Raw genomic sequence first — 22,908 nt, forward strand, 5'->3', positions numbered from 1 at the left:
AATTGGTGTGGTAACCGTGATCCTCCTGGTCAGGAGCACCCTCATTCACTCGACACGCCCGCACCCAAGCCGAGTACCGGTGGATTCAGGCTGAGCCGCGGCTCCCGGAGCCGGCAGGCCGACCGAGCGCGACGCTTCCGCGCCGACCGAGCGCGACGCTTCCGCGCCGACCGAGCGCGACGCTTCCGCGCCGACCGGGCCGTGCGAGCGGCCGGCGCCGTCACACCGCCGGGTACGCGTGCGTCTCCGCCGCCTTCACGGCCGCCCACACCGGCTGGCCGGGGGCGAGGCGCAGCGCCGCCGCGGCGGCCGGGGTCACGTCCGCGGCGACCGCGATCGGCCCGTCCAGCTGCACACGCAGGTTGTCGCCGTGCCGCTGCACCCCCGCCACGGTGGCGGGCCAGGTGTTGCGCGGGCTGCCGTCGGGCCGGCCCGGGTGCAGGGCCACCGCCGAGGGCCGGAACGCGACGAAGGCGTCCCCGTCGAGACGGTCGGCGACGGTGAGGACGAGCCCGTCGGCGACCCGGACGTGGTGCCCCTCGGCCCGGCCCCGGTGCAGATTCAGGCCGACCAGCCGGGCGACGTAGTCCGTGCGCGGCCGGGCGGTGATGGCGGCCGCGTCCCCCTCCTGCACCACCCGGCCGCCCTCGACGATCACCAGCCGGTCGGCGAGCACCAGCGCGTCGAGCGGGTCGTGCGTGACCAGCACGGCGACGCCGGGATGGGCGGTGAGGTGCCGGTGCAGCTCGGCGCGGGTGTCCAGCCGGGTACGCGCGTCCAGGGCGGCGAGCGGCTCGTCCAGCAGCAGCAGCGCCGGCTCCACCGCGAGCGCCCGGGCCAGCGCCACCCGTTGCGCCTGACCGCCGGAGAGTTGCCGGGGCCGCCGGTGGGCGTGCTCGGCCAGATCCACCCGGGCCAACCAGTCACGGGCCGTCCGCCGCGCCGACCGCCGGTCGGCGCCGCGCCGGCGCGGCCCGAAGGCCACGTTGTCGAGCGCGCTCAGGTGCGGAAACAGCAGATAGTCCTGGAAGACCACGCCGACCGACCGCCGCTCGGTCGGCGTGAACGCGCGCCGGTCCGGCCGGTCCAGGTCGGCGCCGCCGACGGCGACGTGGCCGGCGGTCAGCGGCTGCAGGCCGGCGAGAGCCCGCAGGGCCGTCGTCTTGCCGGCGCCGTTCGGGCCGAGCAGCGCCACCACCTCGCCGGCGGCCACCCGCAGCGGCACGTCCAGCCGGAAGCCGCCCCGGTCCACCACCAGGTGCGCGTCGAGCAGGTCCGCGGTCACGGCGACGTGATCCACCGGTCGCGCAGCGCGGCCAGGATGGCGACCGAGACGACGAGCAGGATCAGGCTGAGCACGACGGCGGCCTGCACGTCCGTCTCCAGCGCCAGGTAGACCGCGAGCGGCATGGTCTGCGTCCGGCCCGGGAAGTTGCCGGCGAAGGTGATCGTCGCACCGAACTCGCCCAGGGCGCGCGCCCAGCAGAGCACCGCGCCGGCGGCCAGGCCCGGTGCCACCAGCGGCACGGTGACGTGGGTGAACGTCGTCCACCGGCCGGCGCCGAGCGTCGCCGCGGCCTCCTCGTACCGGTGGTCGGCGCCGCGCAGCGCCCCCTCCACCGCGATGACCAGGAAGGGCATCGCGACGAACGCCTCCGCGAGCACCACCCCGGCGGTGGTGAACGGCAGGGTGATCCCGAAGGTCTGGTCGAGCCACCCGCCGAGCAGGCCGCGCCGCCCGAACACCAGCAGCAGCGCCACCCCGCCGACCACCGGCGGGAGCACCAGCGGCACGGTGACGAGGGCGCGGACCAGCCGTCGGCCGGGGAACTCCACCCGGGCCAGCAGCCACGCCAGCGGCACCCCCAGCACCAGGCAGAGCAGGGTCGCCAGGGTCGCCGTGACAAGCGACAGCCGCAGCGCGGTGAGCACACCCGGCTCGGCAAGCCGCTGCGGGAGGGTGCTCCACGGCGTACGGGCCAGCAGGCCGGCCAGTGGCAGGATCAGGAAGGCCAGGCCGAGCACCGCCGGCAGCAGCAGGCCCAGCGGTATCCGGGCGCCGCCACGCCGACGGCTCCCGACCGGCGGTCGCGGGGCCCGGTCGAGGGTCGTCACGGCGCCTGGAACCCGGCCTCGGCGAGCACCGCCTGAGCCTGCGCCGAGCGTACGTGGGCCACGAACGCTCGGGCCCCGGTCGGGTTCGGCGCGTCGGCGAGGACGGCGACCGGGTAGTCGTTGACGGCCCGCGCGGACTCGGGGAACTCCACCGCGACGACGTCCGCGGCGGCCCGCGCGTCGGTGCGGTAGACGAGCGCGGCGTCCACCTCGCCCAGGCGCACCTTGGCCAGGGCGCCCTTCACGTCCTGCTCGACGGTCACCGGGGTCAGGGCGACACCGGCGGCGTCCAGGGCGGTGCGGGCCGCCGACCCGCAGGGGACCTGCTCGGCGCAGAGCGCCACCTTCAGCCCGGGCCGGGTCAGGTCGGCGAGGGCGCCGACGCGCAACGGGTTGCCCGGCGCGACCGCGATCACGAGCTGGTTGCGGGCGAAGACGGTCGGTTCGCCGTCGATGTCGCCGGCCTCGGCGACGGTGGCCATGTTGCGGGGTGCGGCGGAGGCGAAGACATCGGCCGGCGCGCCCTCGACGATCTGCGTGGCGAGGGACGAGCTGCCGGCGAAGTTGAACACCACGGTGGTGCCCGGGTTGGCGGCCTCGAAGTCCCGCCCGATCCGGGTGAACGACTCGGTGAGCGACGCCGCGGCGAAGACCGTCACCGTCCCGGTTCCGTCGCCGCCCGCCGAACCGCCGCCGCCTGCGCAGGCGGCCAGCGCCGCGGTGGCGGTGACACCCGCGACGACGGTACGCGCCCAGCGTCCTCTCACGGCGTGGCCTTTCCCCGGGCGCCGGCCGGTGCGGCCCGCTCGACCACCACGGTCGTCGACTTGACGACGGCGACGGCGAGCGACCCGACCCGCAGGTCCAGCTCGTCGACCGCCTCGCGGCTCATCAGGGAGACGATCCGGAACGGGCCGGCCTGGATGTCGACCTGTGCCATCACCGTGTCCTTGACGACGTTCACGACGATGCCGCGCAGCCGGTTGCGGGCCGACGAGGCGTCGGCCCGCTCGTCCGGCTCGGCCGCCTGCGCGCGGGCGAACGCGGCGAGGTCGACTCCGTCGACCGTCCGGTGGCCGTGCTCGTCCCGGGCCGCCCGCAGGCGCCCGGCGTCGACCCACCGGCGCACGGTGTCGGTGCTCACGCCGAGCAGCTCAGCCGCCTCCCCGATCCGGAACCTCGCCACCGGATCACCCTACCGCCGCAAACCCCAGCCAAAAAGCCCCCCACCCCTAGCACCCGCAACCCCCACCCTGCCCATCCCCTAGCACCCACAACCCCCCACCCACGCGGCGATCATGGAGTTGTGGTGCCTGACAACAGCGGCGAAACCGGCCGAAACGCCCACCACGACTCCATGATCGACAGGGGGTGGGGGTGGGTGCGCATAATGGGGGGCAGCCGAGGGTGGGGGCCGAGAGGCGGTCCGGACAGGGGAGATGGCGGTAGCACGGTGACGCAGGCGATCCCGAACGTGACCCGGAACACCCGGCAGCGCGCCGAGGTGCTCGCGCTGCTCCGGGAGGTCGAGGGCTTCCACACGGCGCAGCAGCTGCACCGGATGCTGTGCGACCGGGACGCCCGGGTCGGCTTGACCACGGTCTACCGCACCCTTCAGCTCCTGGTCGACGCCGGTGAGATCGACTCCACGCGGCTGCCCGGCGGCGAGCAGCTGTTCCGCCGGTGCAGCCAGAGCCGCCACCACCATCACCTGGTCTGCCGCTCCTGCGGCCGGACGGTCGAGGTGGCCGGCCCGGCGGTGGAGCGCTGGGCCGAGCAGGTGGCCGCCGAGCACGGCTTCACCGACGTGGGCCACACCCTGGAGATCTTCGGCACCTGCGCGGTCTGCGCGAAGGCCTGACCCGACTGCCCCTGGCGGCCGGCGGGGGCGGCACCCCGCCGACCGCGTGCGGGTCACCGGTCGCGCTGCCGGCGGCCCTTGAGGCGGCGGCCCAACTCGCGGGCGATCTCCCGCTGCGCGTCGCGTTCGGCGAGCGCCTGCCGCTTGTCGTACGACCGCTTCCCCCGGGCCAGGGCCAGCTCCACCTTGGCCCAGCCGTTGGCGAAGTACATCGACAGCGGCACCAGCGTGATCCCGCCGTCGCGCAGCTTCTCCCGGATCCGGTCGATCTCGACCCGGTGCAGCAGCAGCTTTCGGGTGCGCCGGGGCGCGTGGTTGGTCCAGGTGCCGTAGCCGTACTCGGCGATGTGCAGCCCGTAGAGCAGCAGCTCACCGTCGCGCTCCTGCGCGAACGCGTCCACAAGCGACGCCCGCCCCGCACGCAGCGACTTCACCTCCGTGCCGGCGAGCACGATCCCCGCCTCGTACGTCTTGAGGACGGTGTAGTCGTGCCGGGCCTTCTTGTTGGCGGCGATCAGCGTGCGTTCCGGCTTCCGGCTGCTCACCCGGTGCAGGATATGCCGCCGGTCAGGGCGACCGGCGCAGCCGGTCCACCAGCTCCCGTACGGCGTCGGCGAAGCGCGGGTCGGACTCGGCCGGCCAGTGGCCGAGGATCGGCGGCGGGACACTGTCGTCGGGCGGGACCACCACGTCCGCCGGGTCGCGCAGCCGGCGGTCCACCACGCCCGCCGGCCCGGCGACGACCGTCGGCTCGCCCGGCCGGTGCGGCGAGAACATCCACCCCCCGAGCGGGTCGGTGTCCCGCCACAGGTTGAGCCACCGCCAGCCCACCCGCCCGCCGATCTCGTCCAGCACCTCCGGATTCACGTACGCGGGGAACCACCGCGAGTAGAGGCGGCGCAGCGGCGACCCGTACGTCAGCAGCGCCACCCGATCGCCCGCACCCGGCTCCAGCTGGAGCACGGTCGCGGCCAGCAGCACCGAGCCGTGACTGTGTCCGGTGAGCAGCACCCGGTGACCCTGGCCGGTCAGGTACGCGATCCGGCGGGCCAGCTCCGGCACCGCCCGCTCCGCATAGCAGGGCGGGGCGAACGGGTGCGCCATCCGGGGCCAGAACGTGCCCAGGTCCCACAGCACGCCGACGTACCGGCGGAACTCGGCCGTCCGGTACGCGAAGAGCCCGCCGATCACCAGCGCCAGCACCAGCGCGGCGATCACCCAGCTGCCCGTGGCGATCCCGAAGTGCACAAACGCGGCGGGGATCTCGAGCCACCCCTCGATGAGGGTGCCCGGTTCCAGACCCAGCAGGCCCACGGTGCTTGTCGCCATGCCGAAGCCGGCGAGCCAGGCGTACGAGATGGCCAGCGGGACCAGCCGCTCCGTGAAGCGGGCCCGCGCGATCGCCCGCTGGACCTGTCGCAGGCGCGGCGCGGCGCCCGGCGGCGCGTCCGGGAAGTCCCGCCCGGTGATCGCCGTGGCCGCCCGGCACCGGGCGCGCCGGGTCAGCACGCCCACCACGGCGGCGAGCGCCGACGCGCCCAGCACCGCGAGGAAGAACCCGAAGATCGCCCACTTGTACGCCAGCGGCGGGCCGACGGCGATCGGCTCGGCCCCCGGGTCGGTGCGGTCCAGCAGGTCCGCCGCCCGGTAGACCAGTTCGGCGGAGAACGCCACCGCGAGCCCGGTCGCCACCGCGCCGAGCACCGGCGCGCCGAGCGCCCGCAGCGGCCGGCCGCCACCGGTCCCGGTCCGGGCCCACAGCACCGCCGCCCAGAGCACGAGCAGAAGGAGGGTCTGGGCGGCGAACATCCCGGCCACCGTCACGGCGTACCCGGGCAGGCCGGCGCCGGACCGCCAGGGCGCGGGGTCGGTGCCGACCGCCACCAGGACCACGGCGGTGAGCACGCAGGCGAACGCCCGCAGGATCCGGATCAGCCGGTCGACCCGGCCCGGCGCGGGCGGGGTGATGGCGGCGTGCCAGCAGACCAGGACGGCGCAGGTGGCCAGTACGGCGCCGGCCGGCACGCCCAGGACGACAGCGACGCTGGAGGCGCCGCCGCCGCCGGCGCGGGCGCTGAGCAGGACGGCGTCCAGGGTGGCGAACGCGGCGGTGACGTGGATCGCACGCAGCCGCCAGACCACCGGCGCGGCGTCCCACTGACCGACCGCGGCGAGCTGGTGCGCGGACACCGTGCTGGTCGGCGGCGTGCGGAAGGCCTCGAAGGTCTGCGCGGGCCGCGCACCCAGCCACCACACCAGCCCGATCGCCGCGGCCGGCACGAGCGCGAGCACCGCCAGCCGCAGGCCGACCGGTTGCCCGCCCAGCCAGGACAGCCAGCTCCGCCCGGCCAGGCAGCGTGACGACGCCATGCACTTCCAGGCGACCAGGTCCAGCGCCACGCCGGCGACCGAGAGCACGTACAGCGCGGTCAGCAGCAGCGCCAGCAGGCGGCAGAGCGCCTTGACGAGGAGTTCCCGGGCGCCCGTGCCGGCCGGGCGCATCCAGAACGCCACGTTGCAGAGCATGAACGGCAGCAGGAACACAAGCGACAGGGTCCGGACCGCGGTGCCCGACGGCAGGTCGCTCCACCGGTACGCCTCCAGGACCACGCCACCCGGCCCGTGCGTGTCCGGATAGCCGGGGCGGGGCCGGAAGAAACCGCCGTTGCGGTCACCCGCGACCTGGGTCAGATTCGGCCGGTCCAGCACCTGTTCCGCGCTGGCGCCGGAGACGCCGTGCACGCGCAGCTCCACGACGTCGTCCGTCGGCGGTGCTGGCGGGTCCGGCATCGGCACCCCCGGAGGCCGTACGGCGTGGCGGCACGGCCGCCCGGGCCGCGCCGGCCGTCTACCCGGTCCCGCGGCGCTCACGCCTGCCGTGGCACCGGCCCCCGGTCGACACCGCCACGACCGGACCGGCGGGCGCCGGTGGGCCGCCCGACAGGTGACAATGTCGCCGTGGATCGTCAGGAACTGGTCCGGCTGAGCAAGCGGATGTCCCTCGCCCTGCGGCACCGCCCGGACCGCGTCGGGCTGGCCCTCGACGAGGCCGGCTGGGTGCCGGTCGACGACCTTCTCGCCGCGCTGCGCATCCGCCGGGCCGACCTCGACGCCGTCGTCGTGAGCAACGACAAGCAGCGGTTCGCGGTGGAGCGCGGCCCGGACGGCGTGGAGCGCATCCGCGCCAACCAGGGGCACTCCGTCCCGGTCGACCTGGGGCTGGCGCCGGCGGACCCGCCCGCGCTGCTCTACCACGGCACCGGCGCGGCCGCTCTCGACTCGATCCGAGCCGCCGGGCTGCACCGGGGCGGGCGGCACCACGTACACCTCTCGCCGGACGTGGAGACCGCGCGGCGGGTGGGGACACGGCGGACCGGTCCCACCGTGGTGCTGACCGTGGACGCCGCCGGCATGGCCCGCGACGGCCACGTCTTCTACCGCAGCGCCAACGGCGTCTGGCTGACCGACGCGGTGCCCGCCCGCTACCTGGCCGGTTGAGCCGGGCCGCTCAGCCGGCGTGCCGGGCGAGGAAGTCGGCCAGGACCCGGGTGTGAGTGTCGAACGCCAGCTCGACCGGTTCGGTGAGCACCAGCCACTCGGTCGCCTCCTCGGTGGGCGCCGACGGCGGCAGCGACGCGGCGGGCCGGGCGGGCAGCTCACCGAAGACCATCATCGTCCCCCCGGCCGGGGCGCTGTGCACCGCGAACAGCGTCGCGTCGGCCGGGTCGGCGAGCAGGCCGGTCTCCTCGTGCAGCTCCCGCACCAGGGCGTCCCGCCACTCCTCCCCGTACTCGACGAAGCCCCCCGGCAGCGCGAGCCGCCCCCGTGCCGGCTCGATGTCGCGGCGGACGACCACCACACCCAGGCCCGCGTCGGTCCGCACCGGCAGCACCGCCACCGCGACCGGCAGCGGGTTGCGCCAGACGGTCTGCCCGCAGGCCACGCAGACCCGCGGCCACCCGGCGGCCGGCGGGTAGGCCGTGCCGCAGTAGGAGCAGTGCGAGTACGCGGTGCCGGTCATGCCGCCGAACGTTACCCGGCCGCCGGCCGCCCGCCGCGGTCCCCGCCGGCCTGCCCGGACGGGTCCGGAACGGTCAGGCCTCCGGGGCGCCCGTGTAGAAGGCGGTGGTGCGCTCGGCGGCGGCCCGGGCGGCGTCCGGGTCGGTGCCGTCGGCGATGCTCGCCGCGCACCACTGCTCGCTGCTGGCCGTCATGAACCGGCGGCCCTCGTCGGAGGCGGACCACTCGGCGGCCTGCTCCGGCGTGACGCCCGACCCGTCCGCGGCCAGGTAGGTCGCGAGGCCGAGCAGCGCCAGGTCCCAGCCGACGCCGACCGCCCCGGGGCCGAACTGCGCCCAGCGGTCGTCGTCGACGTGCGCGACGTGGTCGAGCTCGAACCGGGTCCGCCCGTCCTCCACCGGTGCGAGCCGCAGCTCGATCCAGCTGACCTCGTCCCCGAACTCCCACGTGGCGGCGAAGCCCTTCGGCGGGTCGCAGCGCTCCACCGTGCCGCCGGCGTTGCCCTCCAGCTGGTAGCGGCCGCCCAGCCGCAGGTCCCCGGAGACCGGCATGAACCAGCGGGGGATGCGTTCCGGGTTGGTGCAGGCGTCCCACACGTCCTCCACGGACGCGTCGTACGTCTGGCTGACGGTCATCACCCGGGCCTCGCCGGCCTCGAGGACGCGCCGGCCGAGCTGGCGGCGCACCTTGCTGATCTGGCTGGTGGCGTCGATCATCATTCACTCCTGTCATCGGGGGGAGGCTGCCCGCGCAGCCGCCGTTCGCGCTGACCGCGGGCCAGCTCGGTGGCCAGGGCCTGCAACGGGTTGGTCCAGAACCGGCGGAAGTTCTCCAGCCAGTTGTCGACCTCGCGCAGCGGGCGGGCGTCCAGGGCGTACAACCGCCGCGTGCCCGCCGCCCGCACGGTGGCGAAGCCGCTGTCCCGCAGCACCCGCAGATGCTGGGACACGGCCGGCTGGGAGATCCCGAACTCCGCCCGCACGACCTCGACCAGGTCGCCGGCGGCCAGCTCGCCGTCGACGAGCAACTCGAGGATCCGGCGACGGACCGGGTCGCCGAGCACATCGAACGCGTGCACGAACCCTTTATATCAGCCCCAACTTATCTTAGCGAGCGCTGATGGAAGGAAGGGCCCCTTTTTAACGCCTGCGGTAGCGGAAGGGCCCCTTCTTAACACCTCGCCGGCAGCGTTTCCCCCTGCGGCCACCGGGAACGCGGGGGAGCACCGGCAGCGCGGCGCCCGGCGCGCCGCCCGACGAACGGACGCCGACCGCCCATGACGTACCGTCCGGCCACCGCACCGCCCGACCTGGCCACGCTCACCCTCGGCGTCGAGGAGGAGTACCTGCTGCTGGACCCCGGGACGGGCGAGAGCATGCCGGTCGCCGACGGGGTGCTCGACCGGCTGTCCGGCACGGCGCGCGACCAGAGCCGCCAGGAGTTCCGGCACAGCATGATCGAGATGGTCACGCCGGTCTCGGCGGACCTGGCCGAGCTGCGGAAGCACCTGGTGGCGCTGCGTACGGCCGCCGCCGACGCGGCCGAGGCCGCCGGTGCCCGCCTCGTCGCCGTCGGGGCCACGCCGGTGAACGAGGCGCACCGGACCGTACCGGACAAACCCCGCTACCACGCGATGTCCCGGCGGTTCGGGCCGGTCGCCCACGACCCGGCGGTGTGCGGCTGCCACGTGCACGTCGGCGTGCCGGACCGGGAGCTGGCCGTCCAGATCTGCAACCACCTGCGCCCCTGGCTGCCGGTGGTGCAGGCGATCACCGCGAACTCGCCGCTGCACGACGGGCGCGACACCGGGCACGCGAGCTGGCGGTCGATGCAGCTGGAGCGCTGGCCCAGCATCGGGCCGACTCCCCATTTCGAGTCGGTCGCGGACTACGACGCCACCGTCGAGGACCTGATCAAGGCGGGCATCATGCTGGACGCCGGGATGGTCTACTGGTACGCGCGCCCGTCCGCCGCGTACCCCACGGTGGAGGTCCGGGTCGGCGACGTGTGCCCTACGGTCGACGACACCGTGCTGGTCGCCGGCCTGGTGCGGGCGCTCGTCGCGACCGTGACCGACGACGTCCGCGCCGGGGTTCCCGCGCCCCGGATCCGCGACTGCCTGGTCTCCGCGGCGCACTGGCGGGCCGCCCACGACGGGCTCGACGGCGACCTCATCGACCTGCGTTCCGGCCACGCCCGGCCGGCCTGGGACCTGGTCGACGACCTGTTCGCCACCGTCGCGCCGGCGCTGGTGCGCCACGGCGACCACCGGTACGTGCTCGACCAACTGGCCCGGGTCCGCGCCGAGGGCAACGGCGCCGCACGGCAGCGCCGCATCCTGGAGCGGACCGACTGCGACGTACGCGCAGTGCTGGACCACCTGGCGGCGCAGACCCGCCCGGTGCCCGCGTGTTAACAAGGGGCCCTTCTACAACGCCAGGCGTTAACAGGGGGCCCTTCCTTACACCCTGTGGGTTTGCAGCCACAGTTCCAGGAGGCCGAGCTGCCACAGCTTGTTGCTGCCGGCCGCCGCCTGCGCGGCGTCCGGGTCGGCGAGCAACTGCTCGACGTAGGTCGGCCGGAAGAGGGCCCGCTCCCGCGCGGCCGGCGCGCGCAGCGCGTCGACGATCAGCTCGCGTACCGCGCCGTCGACGTTGCGCAGCGCCGGCACCGGGAAGTAGCCCTTCGGCCGGTCGATGACCTCGGCCGGCAGCACCTCCCGGGCCACCTCCTTGAGCACGCCCTTGCCGCCCTGCGCCACCTTGTGCTCCGGCGGGCAGGCCGCCGCCAGCGCCACCAGGTCCTGGTCCAGGAACGGGGTACGCACCTCCAACCCCCACGCCATGCTCATGCTGTCCACCCGCTTGACCGGGTCGTCGGGAAGCATCCGGTGGGTGTCCAGCCGCAGGACCGCGTCCAGCGCGGTCCCGGCGCCGGGCGCGGCCAGCTCGGTGACGAGCAGCTCGCGGCTGGCGTCCCGGTCGCAGGCGTACGCCGGGTTGACCACCCGGGTCAGCTCGGCGTGGTCGCGGTCGAAGAACACCGCCGCGAACGCCTCGGCGGCGCCGTCGCGGGGCACCGTGGCGAGGGGCTGGTGGTAGCCGTACCCGGCGAACACCTCGTCGGCGCCCTGCCCCGACTGGGCCACCTTGACGTGCCGGGCGACCTGTTCGCTGAGCAGGTGGAAGGCCACCACGTCGTGGCTGCCCATCGGTTCGGTCATCGCGCCGACGGTCGCCCGTACGGCCGGCACGAGGTCGTCGTCGGCGAGCCGGATCCGCTGGTGGTCGGTGTCGTATGTGCGGGCCACCAGGTCGGAGAACCCGAACTCGTCGCCGGCCTCGCCGCCCCGGCTGTCGAACCCGATGCTGAAGGTACGCAGGTGGTGCTGGCCGGCCTCGGCGAGCAGCGCCACGATGAGGCTGGAGTCCAGCCCGCCGGAGAGCAGCACCCCGACCGGGACGTCGGCCACCAGCCGGCGGCGTACCGCCGTGCGCAGCGCGCCGCCGACGGCCGCCTGCCAGTCGCGGGCGTCCATGCCGGAGTGGGCGGGGTCGCGGGTGTACTCCGGCTGCCAGTAGACACGCTCGCGGCAGCGCCCGTCGGCTTCGACGACCCGCAGCGTCGCGGGCGGCAGCTTGCGGACGCCGCGCAGCACGGTCCGGGGCGCCGGGACGATCGAGTGCCAGGACAGGTAGTGGTGCAGGGCGACAGGGTCGATGCCGGTGTCGACGTCGCCGCCGCGCAGCAGCGCGGGAAGTGTCGAGGCGAACCGCAGCCGACCGGGGGTCTCGGTCAGGTAGAGCGGTTTGATGCCGAGCCGGTCGCGGGCCAGCACCAGCCGCCGCCGGGTACGGTCGACCAGCCCGATGGCGAACATGCCGACCAGGTGGTCGACGAACGCCTCGCCCCACTGCGCGTACGCCACCAGGATGACCTCGGTGTCGCTGGTGGAGCGGAAGGTGTGCCCGGCGGCGCGCAGCTCCTCGCGCAGCTCCGGGTAGTTGTAGACGCAGCCGTTGAAGACAAGCGCGAGGCCCAGGTCCTCGCGCACCATCGGCTGTGCGCCGGCGTCGGAGAGGTCGATGATGGTGAGCCGTCGGTGCCCGAGGGTCACCCAGCCGTCGCTCCACAGCCCTTCGCCGTCGGGCCCGCGTGAGCGCATCGCCTCGCTCATCCGGGCCACCGCGTCGGCGTCCGGCACCGACCCGTCGAACCGCGCCTCCCCGCTGATGCCGCACATGGTCAGAACCCGTCCGACCCGGTCGACACCGGAGCCATGCGTCCACCGTCCCGTCGTGCCGGCCACCCGGGTGCGTGACCCGGTCCCGTCCGCAGGACGGGCGCGTCGGCTACCCGGGTGTGCCCAGCTCAAACCCGGTCGGCGCCCAGTCGCAAAACCGTCGCGAAACCTGTCTCATTATTCTGCGCCGTGCGGCGTCAGGTGCCGGTACACCGTCGCCCGGGAGACCCCCAGCGCAGCGGCGATCTCGTCCACCGAGTGGGTGCCGGCGTCGTGCAGCCGCCGGGCGGCGCGCACCTGCTCCGGCCCCATCGACCGGGGACGTCCCGGCCGCCGCCGGCCCGGCCCGCGCGCGACGTCCGCCGCCGGCTCCGCGCCGCCGCCCGGCCCGGCGCCGCCGGTCTCACCCAGCAGCCGGCGTACGCCGTCGAGCATGTCGGCCCGCAGGGTCTCCTCGGGTACGTCGACGAAGAAGACGACCGGGTCGCTGCACATGGCGATCGCCTGCACGGCGCGGACCCGCTCCCGCAGCCCGGCGTCCGGGCCGGCCACGATCTCGTTGGCCCGCATGGCGATGCGCATGAGCCGGTGGTAGGTCGCGCCGCGGCTGACGATCGCGAGGTCGTGCATGAGCATGCCGAGCGAGCGGCGGTGCGCCAGCAGGGTGTCGACCCAGCCGGGGAGCAGCAGCTCGCGCGCCTGCGCCGTCGGCAGCGCCCCGGCCCGGTCCAGAAGGGCCTCCAGGTCGACCAGCAGCGGCTCGCTCAACGCGGTGAGCAGGTCCTCCTTGGTCGGGAAGTGGTAGAGGATGGCGGCCTTGGTCAGCCGCAGCCGTTCGGCGATCTGCCGCAGCGAGGTGCGCTGGTAGCCGTACTGGCTGAACAGGTCCAGCGCGACCCGCAGGATCCGGCTGCGGGTGTCGTCGGGCGCCTCGGCGGTCATGCCGCCAGCGTAGCCGCCGCACTGACCGCCGGGTTGAACATGCTGACCGGCGGTCAGTACCCTTGGCGTGACGAACCGGCTGCCACAGGAGGTGCCATGCCCGTCATCCAGATCGACGGCCTGGTCAAGAGCTTCGGTACGGTCCGCGCGCTCGACGGGCTCGACCTGCGGGTCGAGGCGGGGGAGGTGCACGGCTTCCTGGGGCCCAACGGCTCCGGCAAGTCCACCACCATCCGGGTCCTGCTCGGGCTGCTGCGCCGCGACGCCGGCGAGGTCCGGCTGCTCGACGCCGACCCCTGGCGCGACGCGGTGGCGCTGCACCGCCGGCTCGCGTACGTGCCGGGCGACGTGAGCCTGTGGCCCAACCTCTCCGGCGGCGAGGCCATCGACCTGTTCGGGTCGCTGCGCGGCGGGCTGGACCGGCGCCGCCGCGACGAGCTGCTCGAGCGGTTCGACCTCGACCCCACCAAGAAGTGCCGCGCGTACTCCAAGGGCAACCGGCAGAAGGTGGCGATCGTCGCCGCCTTCGCCTCCGACGTGGAGCTGTACGTGCTGGACGAGCCGACCTCCGGCCTCGACCCGCTGATGGAGGCGGTGTTCCAGGAGGAGGTGCGGCGGCTCACCGGCGACGGCGCCACCGTACTGCTCTCCAGCCACGTCCTCGCCGAGGTCGAGGCCCTCTGCGACCGGGTCAGCATCATCCGGGCCGGCCGCACCGTCGAGTCCGGCACGCTCACCGAGCTGCGGCACCTTGCCCGCACCACGGTCACCGTCGAGACGGCGCGCCCGCTCACCGGCGTCGAGAACCTGCCCGGCGTGCACGAGGTCCGTCCGGTCGACGGGCGGGTCAAGCTCGAGGTCGAGCCGGAGCACCTCGACGGTCTGCTCGCCCACCTGGTCCGCTTCGAGGTGCGGGCGTTGACAAGCGCCCCGCCCACGCTGGAGGAACTGTTCCTGCGGCACTACGACGGCGCTGCGAACGGCCGCCTGGCCGCGACCGCCGCGGAGCAGGGTCGATGAGCGCGTACGCCGGGACCGGCCGGCTGGCCCGGCTCGCCCTGCGCCGCGACCGGGTCAAGCTCGGCATCTGGGTGCTCGGCACACCGCTGCTCGGCGTCGCCCTCGCCGGCAGCGTCGCCGGCGTCTACCCCGACGAGCAGTCCCGGATCCTGTACGCCGAGACCGCCGCCACCAGCGTCGTCGCCCGCGCCTTCAACGGGCCGATCGTCAGCGCCGACCTGGGCGCCGTGGTGGTCGCCGAGACGTACATCACCCTGGCCCTGCTCGCCGCGCTGCTCAGCACGTTCGCGGTCGTCCGGCACACCCGGCAGAACGAGGAGACCGGCCGGGCCGAGCTGCTCGGCGCCGCCGTCGTCGGCCGGCACGCGCTGCTCACCGCAGCGCTGATCGTGGTCGTCGGCGCGAACCTGGCCGCCGGCGTACTCCTCGGGTTGTCGTTCGCCGCGACCGGCCTGCCGCTGGCCGGGTCGCTCGCCGCGGCCGGCGCCATCGCCGGGGTCGGCGTCGCGTTCACCGCCGTCGCCGCGGTCACCGCCCAGCTCTCGACCACCTCGCGCGGTGCCAACGCGCTCGCGGCGGCCACCGTCGGCGTGGCGTTCCTGCTCCGCGCCGCCGGTGACGTCCTCGGCGAGCGCGCCGGACTGCGGGTGGAGAGCGCCTGGCCGTCCTGGCTGTCCCCGCTCGGCTGGGGCAACCAGATCCGCGCCTTCGGCGACGAGCGCTGGTGGGTGCTGGCGCTGCCGGTGGCGCTGCTCGCGGCCGGCGTGCTCGCCGCCTTCGCGCTCGCCGACCGGCGGGACGTCGGCGCCGGGCTGCTCGCCGCCCGCCGCGGGCCGGCCCGGGCCGCGACCGGCCTGCTCAGCCCGACCGGCCTGCTCTGGCGGCTGAACCGGGGCTCGCTGCTCGGCTGGGCGGTCGCCGTGGCGGTCCTCGGTATCTCGATGGGCGTCGCCGCCGACGAGGTCAACAACATGATCGCCGAGAACCCGGCGGCGGCCGAGGCGATCGCCGCGATGGGCGGTGGCACCGACCTCGTCGACGCGTTCCTCGCCGCGATGCTCGGGCTGTTCGCGCTGACCATCGGCGCGTACGTCGTGCAGGCGCTGCTGCGCGGCCGCGGCGACGAGTCCGACGGGGTTCTGGAGGCCGTGCTGGCGACCTCGGTCAGCCGGCACCGGTGGTTGGGGACGCAGGTGGCGGGGGCCGTACTCGGCGCGGGCGCCCTGGTGCTGCTCGCCGGGGTCACGACCGGCCTCGGCTACGGCCTGGCCGCCGGCGACCCGGTCGGGCGCGCTCTCGAACTGGGCGGGGCGGCGCTGCTGCGGCTGCCGGCGCTGCTCGTCGTCGCGGGCGTGGTGACCGCGGCCTTCGGGCTCCTGCCCCGCTGGTCGGTGGCGCTGTCCTGGACGGCGCTGATCGGGTTCCTGCTGCTGGGGCAGCTCGGCGCGGTGCTCGACCTGCCGCAGGCGGCGCTCAACCTGTCCCCGTACACGCACGTGCCGTCAGTGCCGGCGGTCGAGGTGACGGTGCTGCCCCTGGTGGTGCTGACCGGGGTCGGTGCGGTGCTGCTCGCCGCCGGCCTGGCCGGCTTCCGCCACCGCGACGTCCCCAGCTGAGCGCTGCGCGGGGCGGAGCGGGCGCTGGGCGGAGCGGGCGCTGGGCGGGGCGCTTACGGATGATGGTCAGCCGGTCATGGAGTGTGCCCGGCGGCGAGGGCCGTACGGATGATGGTCAGCCGGTCCGAACCAGGCCTGAGCCCAGCTCAGCATCATCCGATCATCAAAGGCCATATCACAGGGCGAGTCGGCGTGGGGCGTTGTCCACAGTCGGCGGTCTGTCCACAGGCGAGGGACCGTGGGGCTGCGGCGGCGGTCGGCGCTCGGGCACCGTCGCCGCGTGAACTCGGAACTGAAGGCGCTGGTACGGCGAGGTGACGGGCTGGTGGTGCGGCGGGAGGCCCTGGGCGTGGTGCCGCGCTGGGTGCTCGACGACGCGCTTCGTGCGGGTCACCTGGTCCGCCTGCTGCCCGAGGTCTTCGCCGACGCCGCCCTGCTCACGCCCTCCGCGTCGCTTCCGGCGCTCGCCCGGGTCCCGCGCCCGCTGGCCGGCCGGGCGGCACTGGTCTGGGCCCGGGGACACGGTGCGCTCAGTGGCTTGACCGGTCTGGACGTGTGGGGCCTGCGCCGGCAACCGGACGACGAGCCGGTGCACCTCGACGTGCCGATGACGTCAGGGCTGCGCAGCCGTCGGCATCTCGTCGTCCACCACCGCCGGAGCTTCCTGGCGGAGTCGTCGGCCGCCTCGCGTCCCTACGCCGTCACCCGGCGCGGCTTGCAGGTGACCCGGGTGGAGGCGACGCTTGTGGAGTCGTGGCCGCTGCTGCCGCCGGACGAGCGCCACGGGCCGGTGATCCGGGCGGTGAACGAGTGGCTCACCACGCCCGAGCGACTGCGTGCCGTGCTCGCATCCCGGCCGCGAATGCCCGGTCGTACCGGCCTGCGGATTCTGATCGGTCGTCTCGCCGACGGTTGTCGCAGTCCGCTGGAGATCTGGGGGCACGACAATGTCTTCACCGGACCCGGCATGCCGGAGTTCCGGCGGCAGGCGCGGATGCGGGTCGGTGGGCGCACGATGTACCTCGACCTGTACGCCGAACGCGAGCGGGTCGACGTCGAACTCGACGGGGCCACCACGCACGGCGATCGCCGGCAGCGCGAGGTCGACCTGCGGCGCGACGCACTGCTCGCCACGGCCGGCATCCTGACCGTCCGCTTCTCCCACCGCCGTCTGGTCCACGAACCCGACGAGGTACGCCGCGAGACCCTCGCCATCCTGAACAGCCGCCGCTGACCGGCGACTCAGCCACCCGTCGGACTCGGCGGCGGGGCCAGGTCGTCCGGCTGTGCCGCGCTCGTCGGCGGGGTGGGGGTGGCCCGGTCGGCCCGGCCGGTGGTCTGGCTCGGGGGCCGCGGAACCTGGGTCGGCCCGTCGGCTCGGTCGTCGGGCTGGGACGGGGGTCGCGGGGTGGCGTCGGGCTGGGACGGGGGTCGCGGGGTGGCGTCGGGGTCGGTGGACGGTTCGAACAGGTCCGCCTTGTGACGGCGTCGGCGCAGCAGCTCGCCGGTCCACTGCGCGGCGGCCCGCTGCTCGGACACGGTCTGCTCGCGGAGCCGGGCCAACTCCTCGCGCAGCGCCTCGGGCACGTCCGCGCCGGCCATCTCGTCGAGGATCGCCGACCAGCGTTGGTTGAGCTGCTCGGCGTACCGGGCGCGGCGCAGCATCTCCTCGTGCCGGCAGTCCAGCGCGATCATGCGTTCCCAGTACGGCTGGAGGGTCTGGCGGACCCGCTCGTCGAGGCGTACCCACGCCTCGGGCCGGCAGGTGACCGTGTGCCCGCCGCGCTCGAAGGACCACGGCTCCTGTTCGTTGAGCAGCCGTTGCAGCCGCTCCTCCAGGTCGTCGGCCCGGTGGGGCGGGACGGTGCGGGCCAAACCCGCGGCGATCCGGGTCAGCCGCTGGATCGCCCGCGGCGCGAAGTAGTGGGCGTACCAGGCCAACTGGTCCGGCCGCAGGCCCTGAACGCGCCAGGTGAACGCGGCCTGGACCGCGAAGGTGAACACGTGCCCTCGCGCGAAGACGGTGATCGGGCCGGCCAGCTCACGCCGCTCGATCGGCTCCTCCGGCGGGGGCGGCGCGGGGCCTTCCTTCGCCGCCGCGTCCACCTTGCGGGCGACGGAGAGCAGCCACCGCCACACTCGACGGGACACCGCGACCAGCCGAGGGCCGTGTCGCCGCACCTTCGTCTGGGACCACCGGCGCAGGCGTCGGAATGCTGAAGCCAGCCGAGCCCTCGCACGCCGGGACACGGCGGCCGACCGAGCGCTCGCCCGTCCGGGCACCGCGACCAGCCGCGCCTTGAGGCACCGGAGTCTCCGGATGGTGCCGGACCACGCTCGGTGAGCCCGGGCGGCGCGGGGCTGCCGGTCGGGCCGGTTCACCTCCTCCGGCTCGCCATCGGCCATGTCCCCTCCGTGTCCGTGCATCGTCCCTGCCCCGACGTGTCCGGGCCGGGGCCGTGCCGGGGCGAGGGGAAGCCCGGCATCGGCGATGCCGCTGACGTTAACAATCCGGTGGCCGATCACCGGGCATCCGTACGGCGCGCCGGTTTTCCGGACAGCACCGGTGCGCCGCGGCGGCGTATTGTCAGCGGTCGACCGGACGGAGGCGTCGGATGAGTCATCTGCGGGCGGCTGAGCAGTCGCCGGACACGGACCGGATGTTCGGCACGGATACCGAGGCGATGGGCTACCTGCCCAACTACACCCGGTTGTTCGCGCACAGCCCGGCGGCTTACCTGGCGTGGCAGCAGCTCAACGGTGCGGTGAAAACCGGGATGGAGCTGCGCCGCTACGAGCTGGCGACCCTCGCCGCAGCCCGGGCCCTGAAGTCCTCCTACTGCGGGCTCGCTCACGGGAAGGTGCTGCGGGACAGGTTCTTCGACGCCCCGACCGTCGCGGCCATCGCGAGGGATCACGGCAGCGCGGGTCTCTCCGCGCAAGAGGTCGCGGTCGTCGACTTCGCGGGCAAGGTCGCGGCCGACCCCAACTCGGTCACCGAGGCCGACGTCCTCGGGCTGCGCAATCACGGTCTCGACGACACGGAGATCTTCCACGTGATACTCGCGGCGGCCGCCAGATGCTTCTTCAGCACCGTCCTGAGCGCCGGCGGGGCCGAGCCCGATCCTCAGTACGGGGAGAGCCTCGACGTGGACCTGCGGCAGGCGCTGAGCTTCGGCGGCTAGCAGTCCGGCGTGTCGCCGGTTGCGGTCAGACCCGCGGTGTGCGGCAGACTGGGCCGGTGAGTCCAGTCAGCCGAGGCCGTCGACGCAAGGGAAAGAACCGATCGGTACGCGCTGGTGCGCCACTCGCCGTGGTACGCGCGCCGGTGGAGTGCGACTGCCCTCACTGCGCGGCGGCGCCGCTGCCGGGGCAGATCGAGGACCTTCTCCCGCAGGCGGTCGACCTCGAGTCCATGCACGATCCGACCGAGGTCGAGATCGTCGCCTCGATGCTGCTGGCGACCGGGGCGGCGATGGGCGATGGCTTCGACGCCGCGATGGTCGACCTGTTCGTGCCGGCGTTCGAGGCGAAGGCCACCCCGGAGGCGCGGGCGGTGCTGGCGGCGATCGCCTCGGTCGCCGACGGCGCGGTCGCTCAGGCGGCGGCGGAAGCGGCCCGCCGGCTCGCCGATGCCGACGTCAACGCGCCGCCCTGGCTCGCCGACCTGGACGCTCCGGTCACCGTTCACGATTGCCGCCGTCTCGTGAATCCCTGGGGCGAGACGTGCCTGCTGGCCGGCAGGTTCCAGCGGGCCGGCCGATCGCACGCGGTCTTCGTCACCGTGGACAGCGAGGACTGCGGCGCCGCCGCGCACATCCTGCTGTTCGATCCCGATCAGTGGGACGAGGCGCGCGAGGGGCTCCTGGCCGACATGCGTGCCGAGGGTGCCGACGTCACGGAGAAGAAGCTTCGTCCGGGGGACTTCCGCCGGGCTGTCGAGGACGCGCTGGACGTCCGCGCCGAACACGACGACGACAACCCGGAAGTGCTGGAAGAACTCCTCGATGAGGACGGGCCGGGCTTCCAAGCGCTGGCGCTGTTGCTGCGCAGCTGGATTCGGTCGCTCCCCGAGCCCCGGCCCCGCAAGCGTGGACCCCTGCACGACGCGGAACGCGATGTCGCGTCGATATTCGCGCTGCTCGACCGCATCGAGCCGAGCCCGCGCGGTGGTCTCGTACCGGTCCAGCGTCGTCCCGCCAGCCTGCCACCGAAGCGCAAGAAGGCCGCCGGCCCGGCACCGATCTATCAGATCAAGGTTGGCCTGCGCGGAGCCCGCCCGCCGATCTGGCGGCGACTCGAGGTGCCCGCCGACGTCACCCTCGCCCGGTTGCACGAGATGATCCAGGTCGCCTTCGGCTGGCAGGACAGCCATCTGCACGTCTTCGAGACGCCGTACGGCAGCTTCGGCCACCCCGATGCGGACCTGGGCCACCGCGCCGGTTCCCGGGTCACCCTGGAACAGGTCGCTCCCGGGGCGGGCGACAAGGTGCGGTACACGTACGACTTCGGGGACAACTGGGAGCACGACATCCTGGTGGAGAAGGTCCTCGACCGGGACGGCGCAGTGGCGTACCCGCGCTGTGTCGGCGGGCGGCGGGCCGCGCCGCCGGAGGACTGCGGCGGCGTGTGGGGGTACGCCGAACTGGTGGAGATTCTCGGCGACCCCACCCATCCGGAGCACCAGGACCGGCTGGACTGGCTCGGCCTGGACAAGCCGAGCGACTTCGACCCGGCCCGTTTCGACGCGAAGGCGGTGACCGCGGCGCTGCAGCAGCGACGCTAGGGCCGCCGGTTCGCCGGTGACCGGCGTCGTGACCTCAGGGTCTCCTGCATGCAGGCGAGCAGGTGGACGAGGTCACCCATGACCGACGCGGCACGTGGTGGGAAGGGCGACGTGTGGTGCTCTGCCCGAGGGAGGACCCGGCGCTGCCGCCCAAGCTGAAGGGTGTCGTGGCGCGGGTCGGCGACAACGAGTGGATCGCTCTCCCCGACGCCTGGGTCGCCAACGCTCACCGCAGCGCGGTGGCGGCTTCCTGACGCCGTTTCGGCAGTCAACGATCGCGGGTTGACTCCTCGTCTCAGTCCGCCGAGCCGGCCGGCACCACCCAGGTTGTCGGCTGACCGGTGATTGCCGTGATCATGTCAAAGTCGCCGTCGTAATGCAGCACCGTGGCGCCGTGGCGCTCGGCGGTTGCGGCGATCAGCAGGTCCGCCATGGACAAGGCTCGGTGGTTACCCTTGTGGATCGCCTGGACCTGGACATCGATTGCCCGATCCCAGATCTCGTCAGGCATGGCGAGCCGCTGGAAGCCGCCGAGCAACCAACGCGCGCGCTGCGCGTCCTTGGCCGTGCGAGCACTGTGGATCACCTCGATCTCCACCGCTCCGCACACCGCCAGCAGCCCTCGGTCGGACAGCTCGTCAAGCACGGGAGCTACTGCGGGCTTGGGCCAGCGGGCGAGCGCCGACTTGTCGAGGAGGTACAGCTCGCGACTCACGCCGCATCCGGCTTGGCCGCACCGGCTCCGCCGGTCAGATCCGGAAGTCCGCCAGTCTTCAGCCAGTCGGCAAACTCACGTCGCTTCTCCCGGTTGACCACGGCCTCAAGAGCGGCGTTGACTGTCGCCTTCTTGGTGGTGGTGCCGAGGATCTTCGCCGCTTCCGCGAGCAGGTCGTCGTCAACGTCCAGGATCGTTCGTGACATGGTACGGGCTCCTCTGCTGGCAGTCGGCGTCGATGATATCAAGAATCGCCCACCGTGATATCACGGGCACGTATTCATGACTGATTGATGGCTTCCGTCGACGGCTTCAGGTCGGTCACCATGGCGATTCGATCCTCTCGGGGGACCGACGCTGCACGGGAGAAGTGCGCGTGCGAATCGCTGGAGCGGTGCCGATGAACACCGTGCTGGACGAACTGCGGGCCGGGCGGATGGTGTTCCACTCGGAGGCGGACTTCCAGCGCCGTATCTGCACGGGACGGTCGTGCCGGCACTGCGCGCGGCACATCAGTTCCACCGCGCCGGGTGACCTGGCGCGCTGGCGCCTGCTGCGGCGTGCGGCGGAGGCCGGAGAGTTGGACGTAGATCTCGCGCTTGGCGGTCGCCTCGCCGCGCCGGTCGAGGACGTACCCGGTCAGCCAGATCCACCCGTGGTACGTCGGCTGGTCGGACACCGACACGACCCGGAAGGTCAGCGCGCGGTCCCCGGCGAACTGCACCGAGGCGCGGCCGTCGACGGTCAGCAGGTCGCCGGGAGAGGGGCGCGCGGTCACCAGTGGCCGGAGTTCGGCGGCCGGCACTCGCGGGCGTGCATGGTCTGCCAGTCGCGCAGCGCCCGCTTGAGCCGCTCGTTCTCCTCGGTCAGTCTGCGGACCTGCCCGTGCAGGTCGGCCAGTTCGTCGGCGACAAGCGCCTGGAACTGGCGTACCTCATCGGGGTCGACGCCGCGTCGGCGCGGCGTGAAATCGCGGGTCCGCACCTCGTGCGGGGTCAGCCGGGCCGGGTGGCCGGTCCCGTAGAGCTGGCCACCTCGGTACACCTGAGCCACGTCGGTCCTTTCCGGTGCAGCCGGGAACTGGTGGGGTGGAAGGGCGGGCCGTCCGCACGCCGGCCGCGCACGGCCCGCCCGCTCCGCCGCCGCAGCTCGAATCAGCGGTACGACAGCGGAGCAGTCCGGAGGGTCGGGACGGGCACGCGCACCCGCCCCGACCAGGGGGATGAGCCGGACTCGTTGCCACGCGAGGAGCGGCTCGGAAGAAACATAACTAGGGAACACAGGGAAGTAAAGGCCATTGTTTAGGTGTCACGGTTGTGATCGAATTCGGGATGCCACGCGAGGAGTGACATGCCCGAATCAGCCGAATATCTACGCATCGCTGACGACGTCATCGCCGACGTCAGAGCGGGGAAGCTCAAGCCAGGCGACCGGCTCCCGTCGATCGCCGACACACGCGCGGCCTACCGCGTCAGCTACGGGACTGTGCAGCTGGCTTACGTCCGACTTGAAGCCCTGCGGGTCATCCGCCGCTTGCAGGGCAAGGGTGTTTTCGTCACCGATCCGAAGACCTGGATGCGGGAGCCTTAG

At 73.8% G+C, this 22,908-nt stretch carries 25 protein-coding genes and 1 pseudogene; 10 read left to right on the forward strand and 16 right to left on the reverse strand.

The genetic code is table 11. The features are described from left to right. Positions 1 to 220: 220 nt before the first annotated feature. From ABTW87_RS16570 to ABTW87_RS16585, 4 genes are read right to left on the reverse strand one after another with little or no spacing between them, the layout of a single operon-like run. On the reverse strand, positions 221 to 1,285 hold the full coding sequence (locus tag ABTW87_RS16570) for an ABC transporter ATP-binding protein (protein WP_350651682.1): 1,065 nt from the start codon (positions 1,283 to 1,285) through the stop codon (positions 221 to 223). Then, positions 1,282 to 2,115 carry an ABC transporter permease gene (locus tag ABTW87_RS16575; protein WP_350651683.1) on the reverse strand — a complete coding sequence of 278 codons (834 nt, stop codon included), beginning with the start codon at positions 2,113 to 2,115 and terminating at the stop codon, positions 1,282 to 1,284. Before ABTW87_RS16575 ends, ABTW87_RS16570 begins: the two co-directional genes overlap by 4 nt. Continuing rightward, on the reverse strand, positions 2,112 to 2,882 hold the full coding sequence (modA, locus tag ABTW87_RS16580) for a molybdate ABC transporter substrate-binding protein (protein ID WP_502891596.1): 771 nt from the start codon (positions 2,880 to 2,882) through the stop codon (positions 2,112 to 2,114). The genes ABTW87_RS16575 and modA overlap by 4 nt, the downstream gene beginning before the upstream one ends. Beyond that, positions 2,879 to 3,301: a TOBE domain-containing protein gene (locus ABTW87_RS16585; protein ID WP_350651684.1), complete on the reverse strand. Its 423-nt coding sequence runs from the start codon at positions 3,299 to 3,301 to the stop codon at positions 2,879 to 2,881. Before ABTW87_RS16585 ends, modA begins: the two co-directional genes overlap by 4 nt. A 204-nt stretch (positions 3,302 to 3,505) precedes the next feature. Between ABTW87_RS16585 and ABTW87_RS16590 the strand changes: the two genes are divergently transcribed. After that, on the forward strand, positions 3,506 to 3,976 hold the full coding sequence (locus ABTW87_RS16590) for a Fur family transcriptional regulator (RefSeq protein ID WP_350651685.1): 471 nt from the start codon (positions 3,506 to 3,508) through the stop codon (positions 3,974 to 3,976). 53 nt (positions 3,977 to 4,029) lie between these two features. On the opposite strand, the gene smpB is transcribed toward ABTW87_RS16590, so the two are convergent. Together smpB and ABTW87_RS16600 are read right to left on the reverse strand one after the other, a co-directional pair. Further along, positions 4,030 to 4,521, reverse strand: a complete 492-nt coding sequence (gene smpB / locus ABTW87_RS16595; RefSeq protein ID WP_350651686.1) for an SsrA-binding protein SmpB — start codon at positions 4,519 to 4,521, stop codon at positions 4,030 to 4,032. 22 nt (positions 4,522 to 4,543) lie between these two features. Then, entirely contained in the window at positions 4,544 to 6,766 is a 2,223-nt protein-coding gene (locus ABTW87_RS16600) for a hypothetical protein (protein WP_350651687.1), read from the reverse strand. Positions 6,767 to 6,934: 168 nt separating this feature from the next. Between ABTW87_RS16600 and ABTW87_RS16605 the strand changes: the two genes are divergently transcribed. Then, positions 6,935 to 7,474 (forward strand): RNA 2'-phosphotransferase, encoded by a 540-nt coding sequence (locus tag ABTW87_RS16605; RefSeq protein ID WP_350651688.1) that lies wholly within the window; start codon positions 6,935 to 6,937, stop codon positions 7,472 to 7,474. A 10-nt stretch (positions 7,475 to 7,484) separates the two neighbouring features. Here the strand turns inward: ABTW87_RS16605 and ABTW87_RS16610 are convergent, their stop codons facing one another. The 3 genes from ABTW87_RS16610 to ABTW87_RS16620 all read right to left on the reverse strand — a co-directional run bounded on the left by ABTW87_RS16610 (position 7,485) and on the right by ABTW87_RS16620 (position 9,074). Then, positions 7,485 to 7,997, reverse strand: a complete 513-nt coding sequence (locus ABTW87_RS16610) for an NUDIX domain-containing protein (RefSeq protein WP_350651689.1) — start codon at positions 7,995 to 7,997, stop codon at positions 7,485 to 7,487. Positions 7,998 to 8,070: 73 nt separating this feature from the next. Further along, positions 8,071 to 8,712: an SRPBCC family protein gene (locus ABTW87_RS16615; protein ID WP_350651690.1), complete on the reverse strand. Its 642-nt coding sequence runs from the start codon at positions 8,710 to 8,712 to the stop codon at positions 8,071 to 8,073. Beyond that, positions 8,712 to 9,074 (reverse strand): ArsR/SmtB family transcription factor, encoded by a 363-nt coding sequence (locus ABTW87_RS16620; RefSeq protein WP_350651691.1) that lies wholly within the window; start codon positions 9,072 to 9,074, stop codon positions 8,712 to 8,714. The genes ABTW87_RS16615 and ABTW87_RS16620 overlap by 1 nt, the downstream gene beginning before the upstream one ends. A gap of 198 nt (positions 9,075 to 9,272) precedes the next feature. Between ABTW87_RS16620 and ABTW87_RS16625 the strand changes: the two genes are divergently transcribed. Further along, positions 9,273 to 10,412: a carboxylate-amine ligase gene (locus tag ABTW87_RS16625; protein ID WP_350651692.1), complete on the forward strand. Its 1,140-nt coding sequence runs from the start codon at positions 9,273 to 9,275 to the stop codon at positions 10,410 to 10,412. Positions 10,413 to 10,457: 45 nt separating this feature from the next. Here the strand turns inward: ABTW87_RS16625 and ABTW87_RS16630 are convergent, their stop codons facing one another. Together ABTW87_RS16630 and ABTW87_RS16635 are read right to left on the reverse strand one after the other, a co-directional pair. Continuing rightward, the gene (locus ABTW87_RS16630; RefSeq protein WP_350651693.1) at positions 10,458 to 12,239 is read right to left on the reverse strand and encodes an N-acetylglutaminylglutamine amidotransferase; all 1,782 of its coding nucleotides are present in this window, start codon (positions 12,237 to 12,239) and stop codon (positions 10,458 to 10,460) included. A gap of 177 nt (positions 12,240 to 12,416) precedes the next feature. Beyond that, entirely contained in the window at positions 12,417 to 13,181 is a 765-nt protein-coding gene (locus ABTW87_RS16635) for a TetR family transcriptional regulator (RefSeq protein WP_350651694.1), read from the reverse strand. 96 nt (positions 13,182 to 13,277) lie between these two features. Between ABTW87_RS16635 and ABTW87_RS16640 the strand changes: the two genes are divergently transcribed. From ABTW87_RS16640 to ABTW87_RS16650, 3 genes are all read left to right on the forward strand, one after another. Continuing rightward, positions 13,278 to 14,201, forward strand: a complete 924-nt coding sequence (locus ABTW87_RS16640; RefSeq protein WP_350651695.1) for an ABC transporter ATP-binding protein — start codon at positions 13,278 to 13,280, stop codon at positions 14,199 to 14,201. Next, a complete protein-coding gene (locus ABTW87_RS16645) occupies positions 14,198 to 15,817 on the forward strand; it encodes an ABC transporter permease (RefSeq protein ID WP_350651696.1) in 1,620 nt (539 codons plus the stop codon). Before ABTW87_RS16640 ends, ABTW87_RS16645 begins: the two co-directional genes overlap by 4 nt. A gap of 280 nt (positions 15,818 to 16,097) precedes the next feature. Beyond that, entirely contained in the window at positions 16,098 to 17,051 is a 954-nt protein-coding gene (locus ABTW87_RS16650; RefSeq protein ID WP_350651697.1) for a DUF559 domain-containing protein, read from the forward strand. A 200-nt stretch (positions 17,052 to 17,251) separates the two neighbouring features. Here ABTW87_RS16650 and ABTW87_RS16655 read toward each other — a convergent pair. Then, a pseudogene (locus ABTW87_RS16655) lies at positions 17,252 to 18,223 on the reverse strand (hypothetical protein); the annotation flags it as partial. Between the two features lie 209 nt (positions 18,224 to 18,432). On the opposite strand from ABTW87_RS16655, the gene ABTW87_RS16660 reads away from it, so the two are divergent. The 3 genes from ABTW87_RS16660 to ABTW87_RS16670 all read left to right on the forward strand — a co-directional run bounded on the left by ABTW87_RS16660 (position 18,433) and on the right by ABTW87_RS16670 (position 20,857). Further along, on the forward strand, positions 18,433 to 19,002 hold the full coding sequence (locus tag ABTW87_RS16660; RefSeq protein WP_350651698.1) for a carboxymuconolactone decarboxylase family protein: 570 nt from the start codon (positions 18,433 to 18,435) through the stop codon (positions 19,000 to 19,002). Positions 19,003 to 19,058: 56 nt separating this feature from the next. Beyond that, entirely contained in the window at positions 19,059 to 20,603 is a 1,545-nt protein-coding gene (locus ABTW87_RS16665; RefSeq protein ID WP_350651699.1) for a plasmid pRiA4b ORF-3 family protein, read from the forward strand. Positions 20,604 to 20,719: 116 nt separating this feature from the next. After that, positions 20,720 to 20,857 (forward strand): hypothetical protein, encoded by a 138-nt coding sequence (locus ABTW87_RS16670; protein WP_350651700.1) that lies wholly within the window; start codon positions 20,720 to 20,722, stop codon positions 20,855 to 20,857. A gap of 41 nt (positions 20,858 to 20,898) precedes the next feature. Here ABTW87_RS16670 and ABTW87_RS16675 read toward each other — a convergent pair whose 3' ends face one another. The 4 genes from ABTW87_RS16675 to ABTW87_RS16690 all read right to left on the reverse strand — a co-directional run bounded on the left by ABTW87_RS16675 (position 20,899) and on the right by ABTW87_RS16690 (position 22,371). Beyond that, a complete protein-coding gene (locus ABTW87_RS16675; RefSeq protein WP_350651701.1) occupies positions 20,899 to 21,318 on the reverse strand; it encodes a PIN domain nuclease in 420 nt (139 codons plus the stop codon). Beyond that, positions 21,315 to 21,524, reverse strand: a complete 210-nt coding sequence (locus ABTW87_RS16680) for a type II toxin-antitoxin system VapB family antitoxin (RefSeq protein ID WP_168002763.1) — start codon at positions 21,522 to 21,524, stop codon at positions 21,315 to 21,317. The genes ABTW87_RS16675 and ABTW87_RS16680 overlap by 4 nt, the downstream gene beginning before the upstream one ends. Before the next feature lie 74 nt (positions 21,525 to 21,598). Further along, on the reverse strand, positions 21,599 to 22,096 hold the full coding sequence (locus ABTW87_RS16685) for a hypothetical protein (protein WP_350651702.1): 498 nt from the start codon (positions 22,094 to 22,096) through the stop codon (positions 21,599 to 21,601). Further along, positions 22,093 to 22,371: a DivIVA domain-containing protein gene (locus ABTW87_RS16690; RefSeq protein WP_350651703.1), complete on the reverse strand. Its 279-nt coding sequence runs from the start codon at positions 22,369 to 22,371 to the stop codon at positions 22,093 to 22,095. Before ABTW87_RS16690 ends, ABTW87_RS16685 begins: the two co-directional genes overlap by 4 nt. A gap of 297 nt (positions 22,372 to 22,668) precedes the next feature. On the opposite strand from ABTW87_RS16690, the gene ABTW87_RS16695 reads away from it, so the two are divergent. Continuing rightward, entirely contained in the window at positions 22,669 to 22,908 is a 240-nt protein-coding gene (locus ABTW87_RS16695) for a winged helix-turn-helix domain-containing protein (RefSeq protein ID WP_350651704.1), read from the forward strand.

This window comes from Micromonospora sp. NPDC126480 (assembly GCF_040302465.1).
Classification (GTDB): domain Bacteria; phylum Actinomycetota; class Actinomycetes; order Mycobacteriales; family Micromonosporaceae; genus Micromonospora.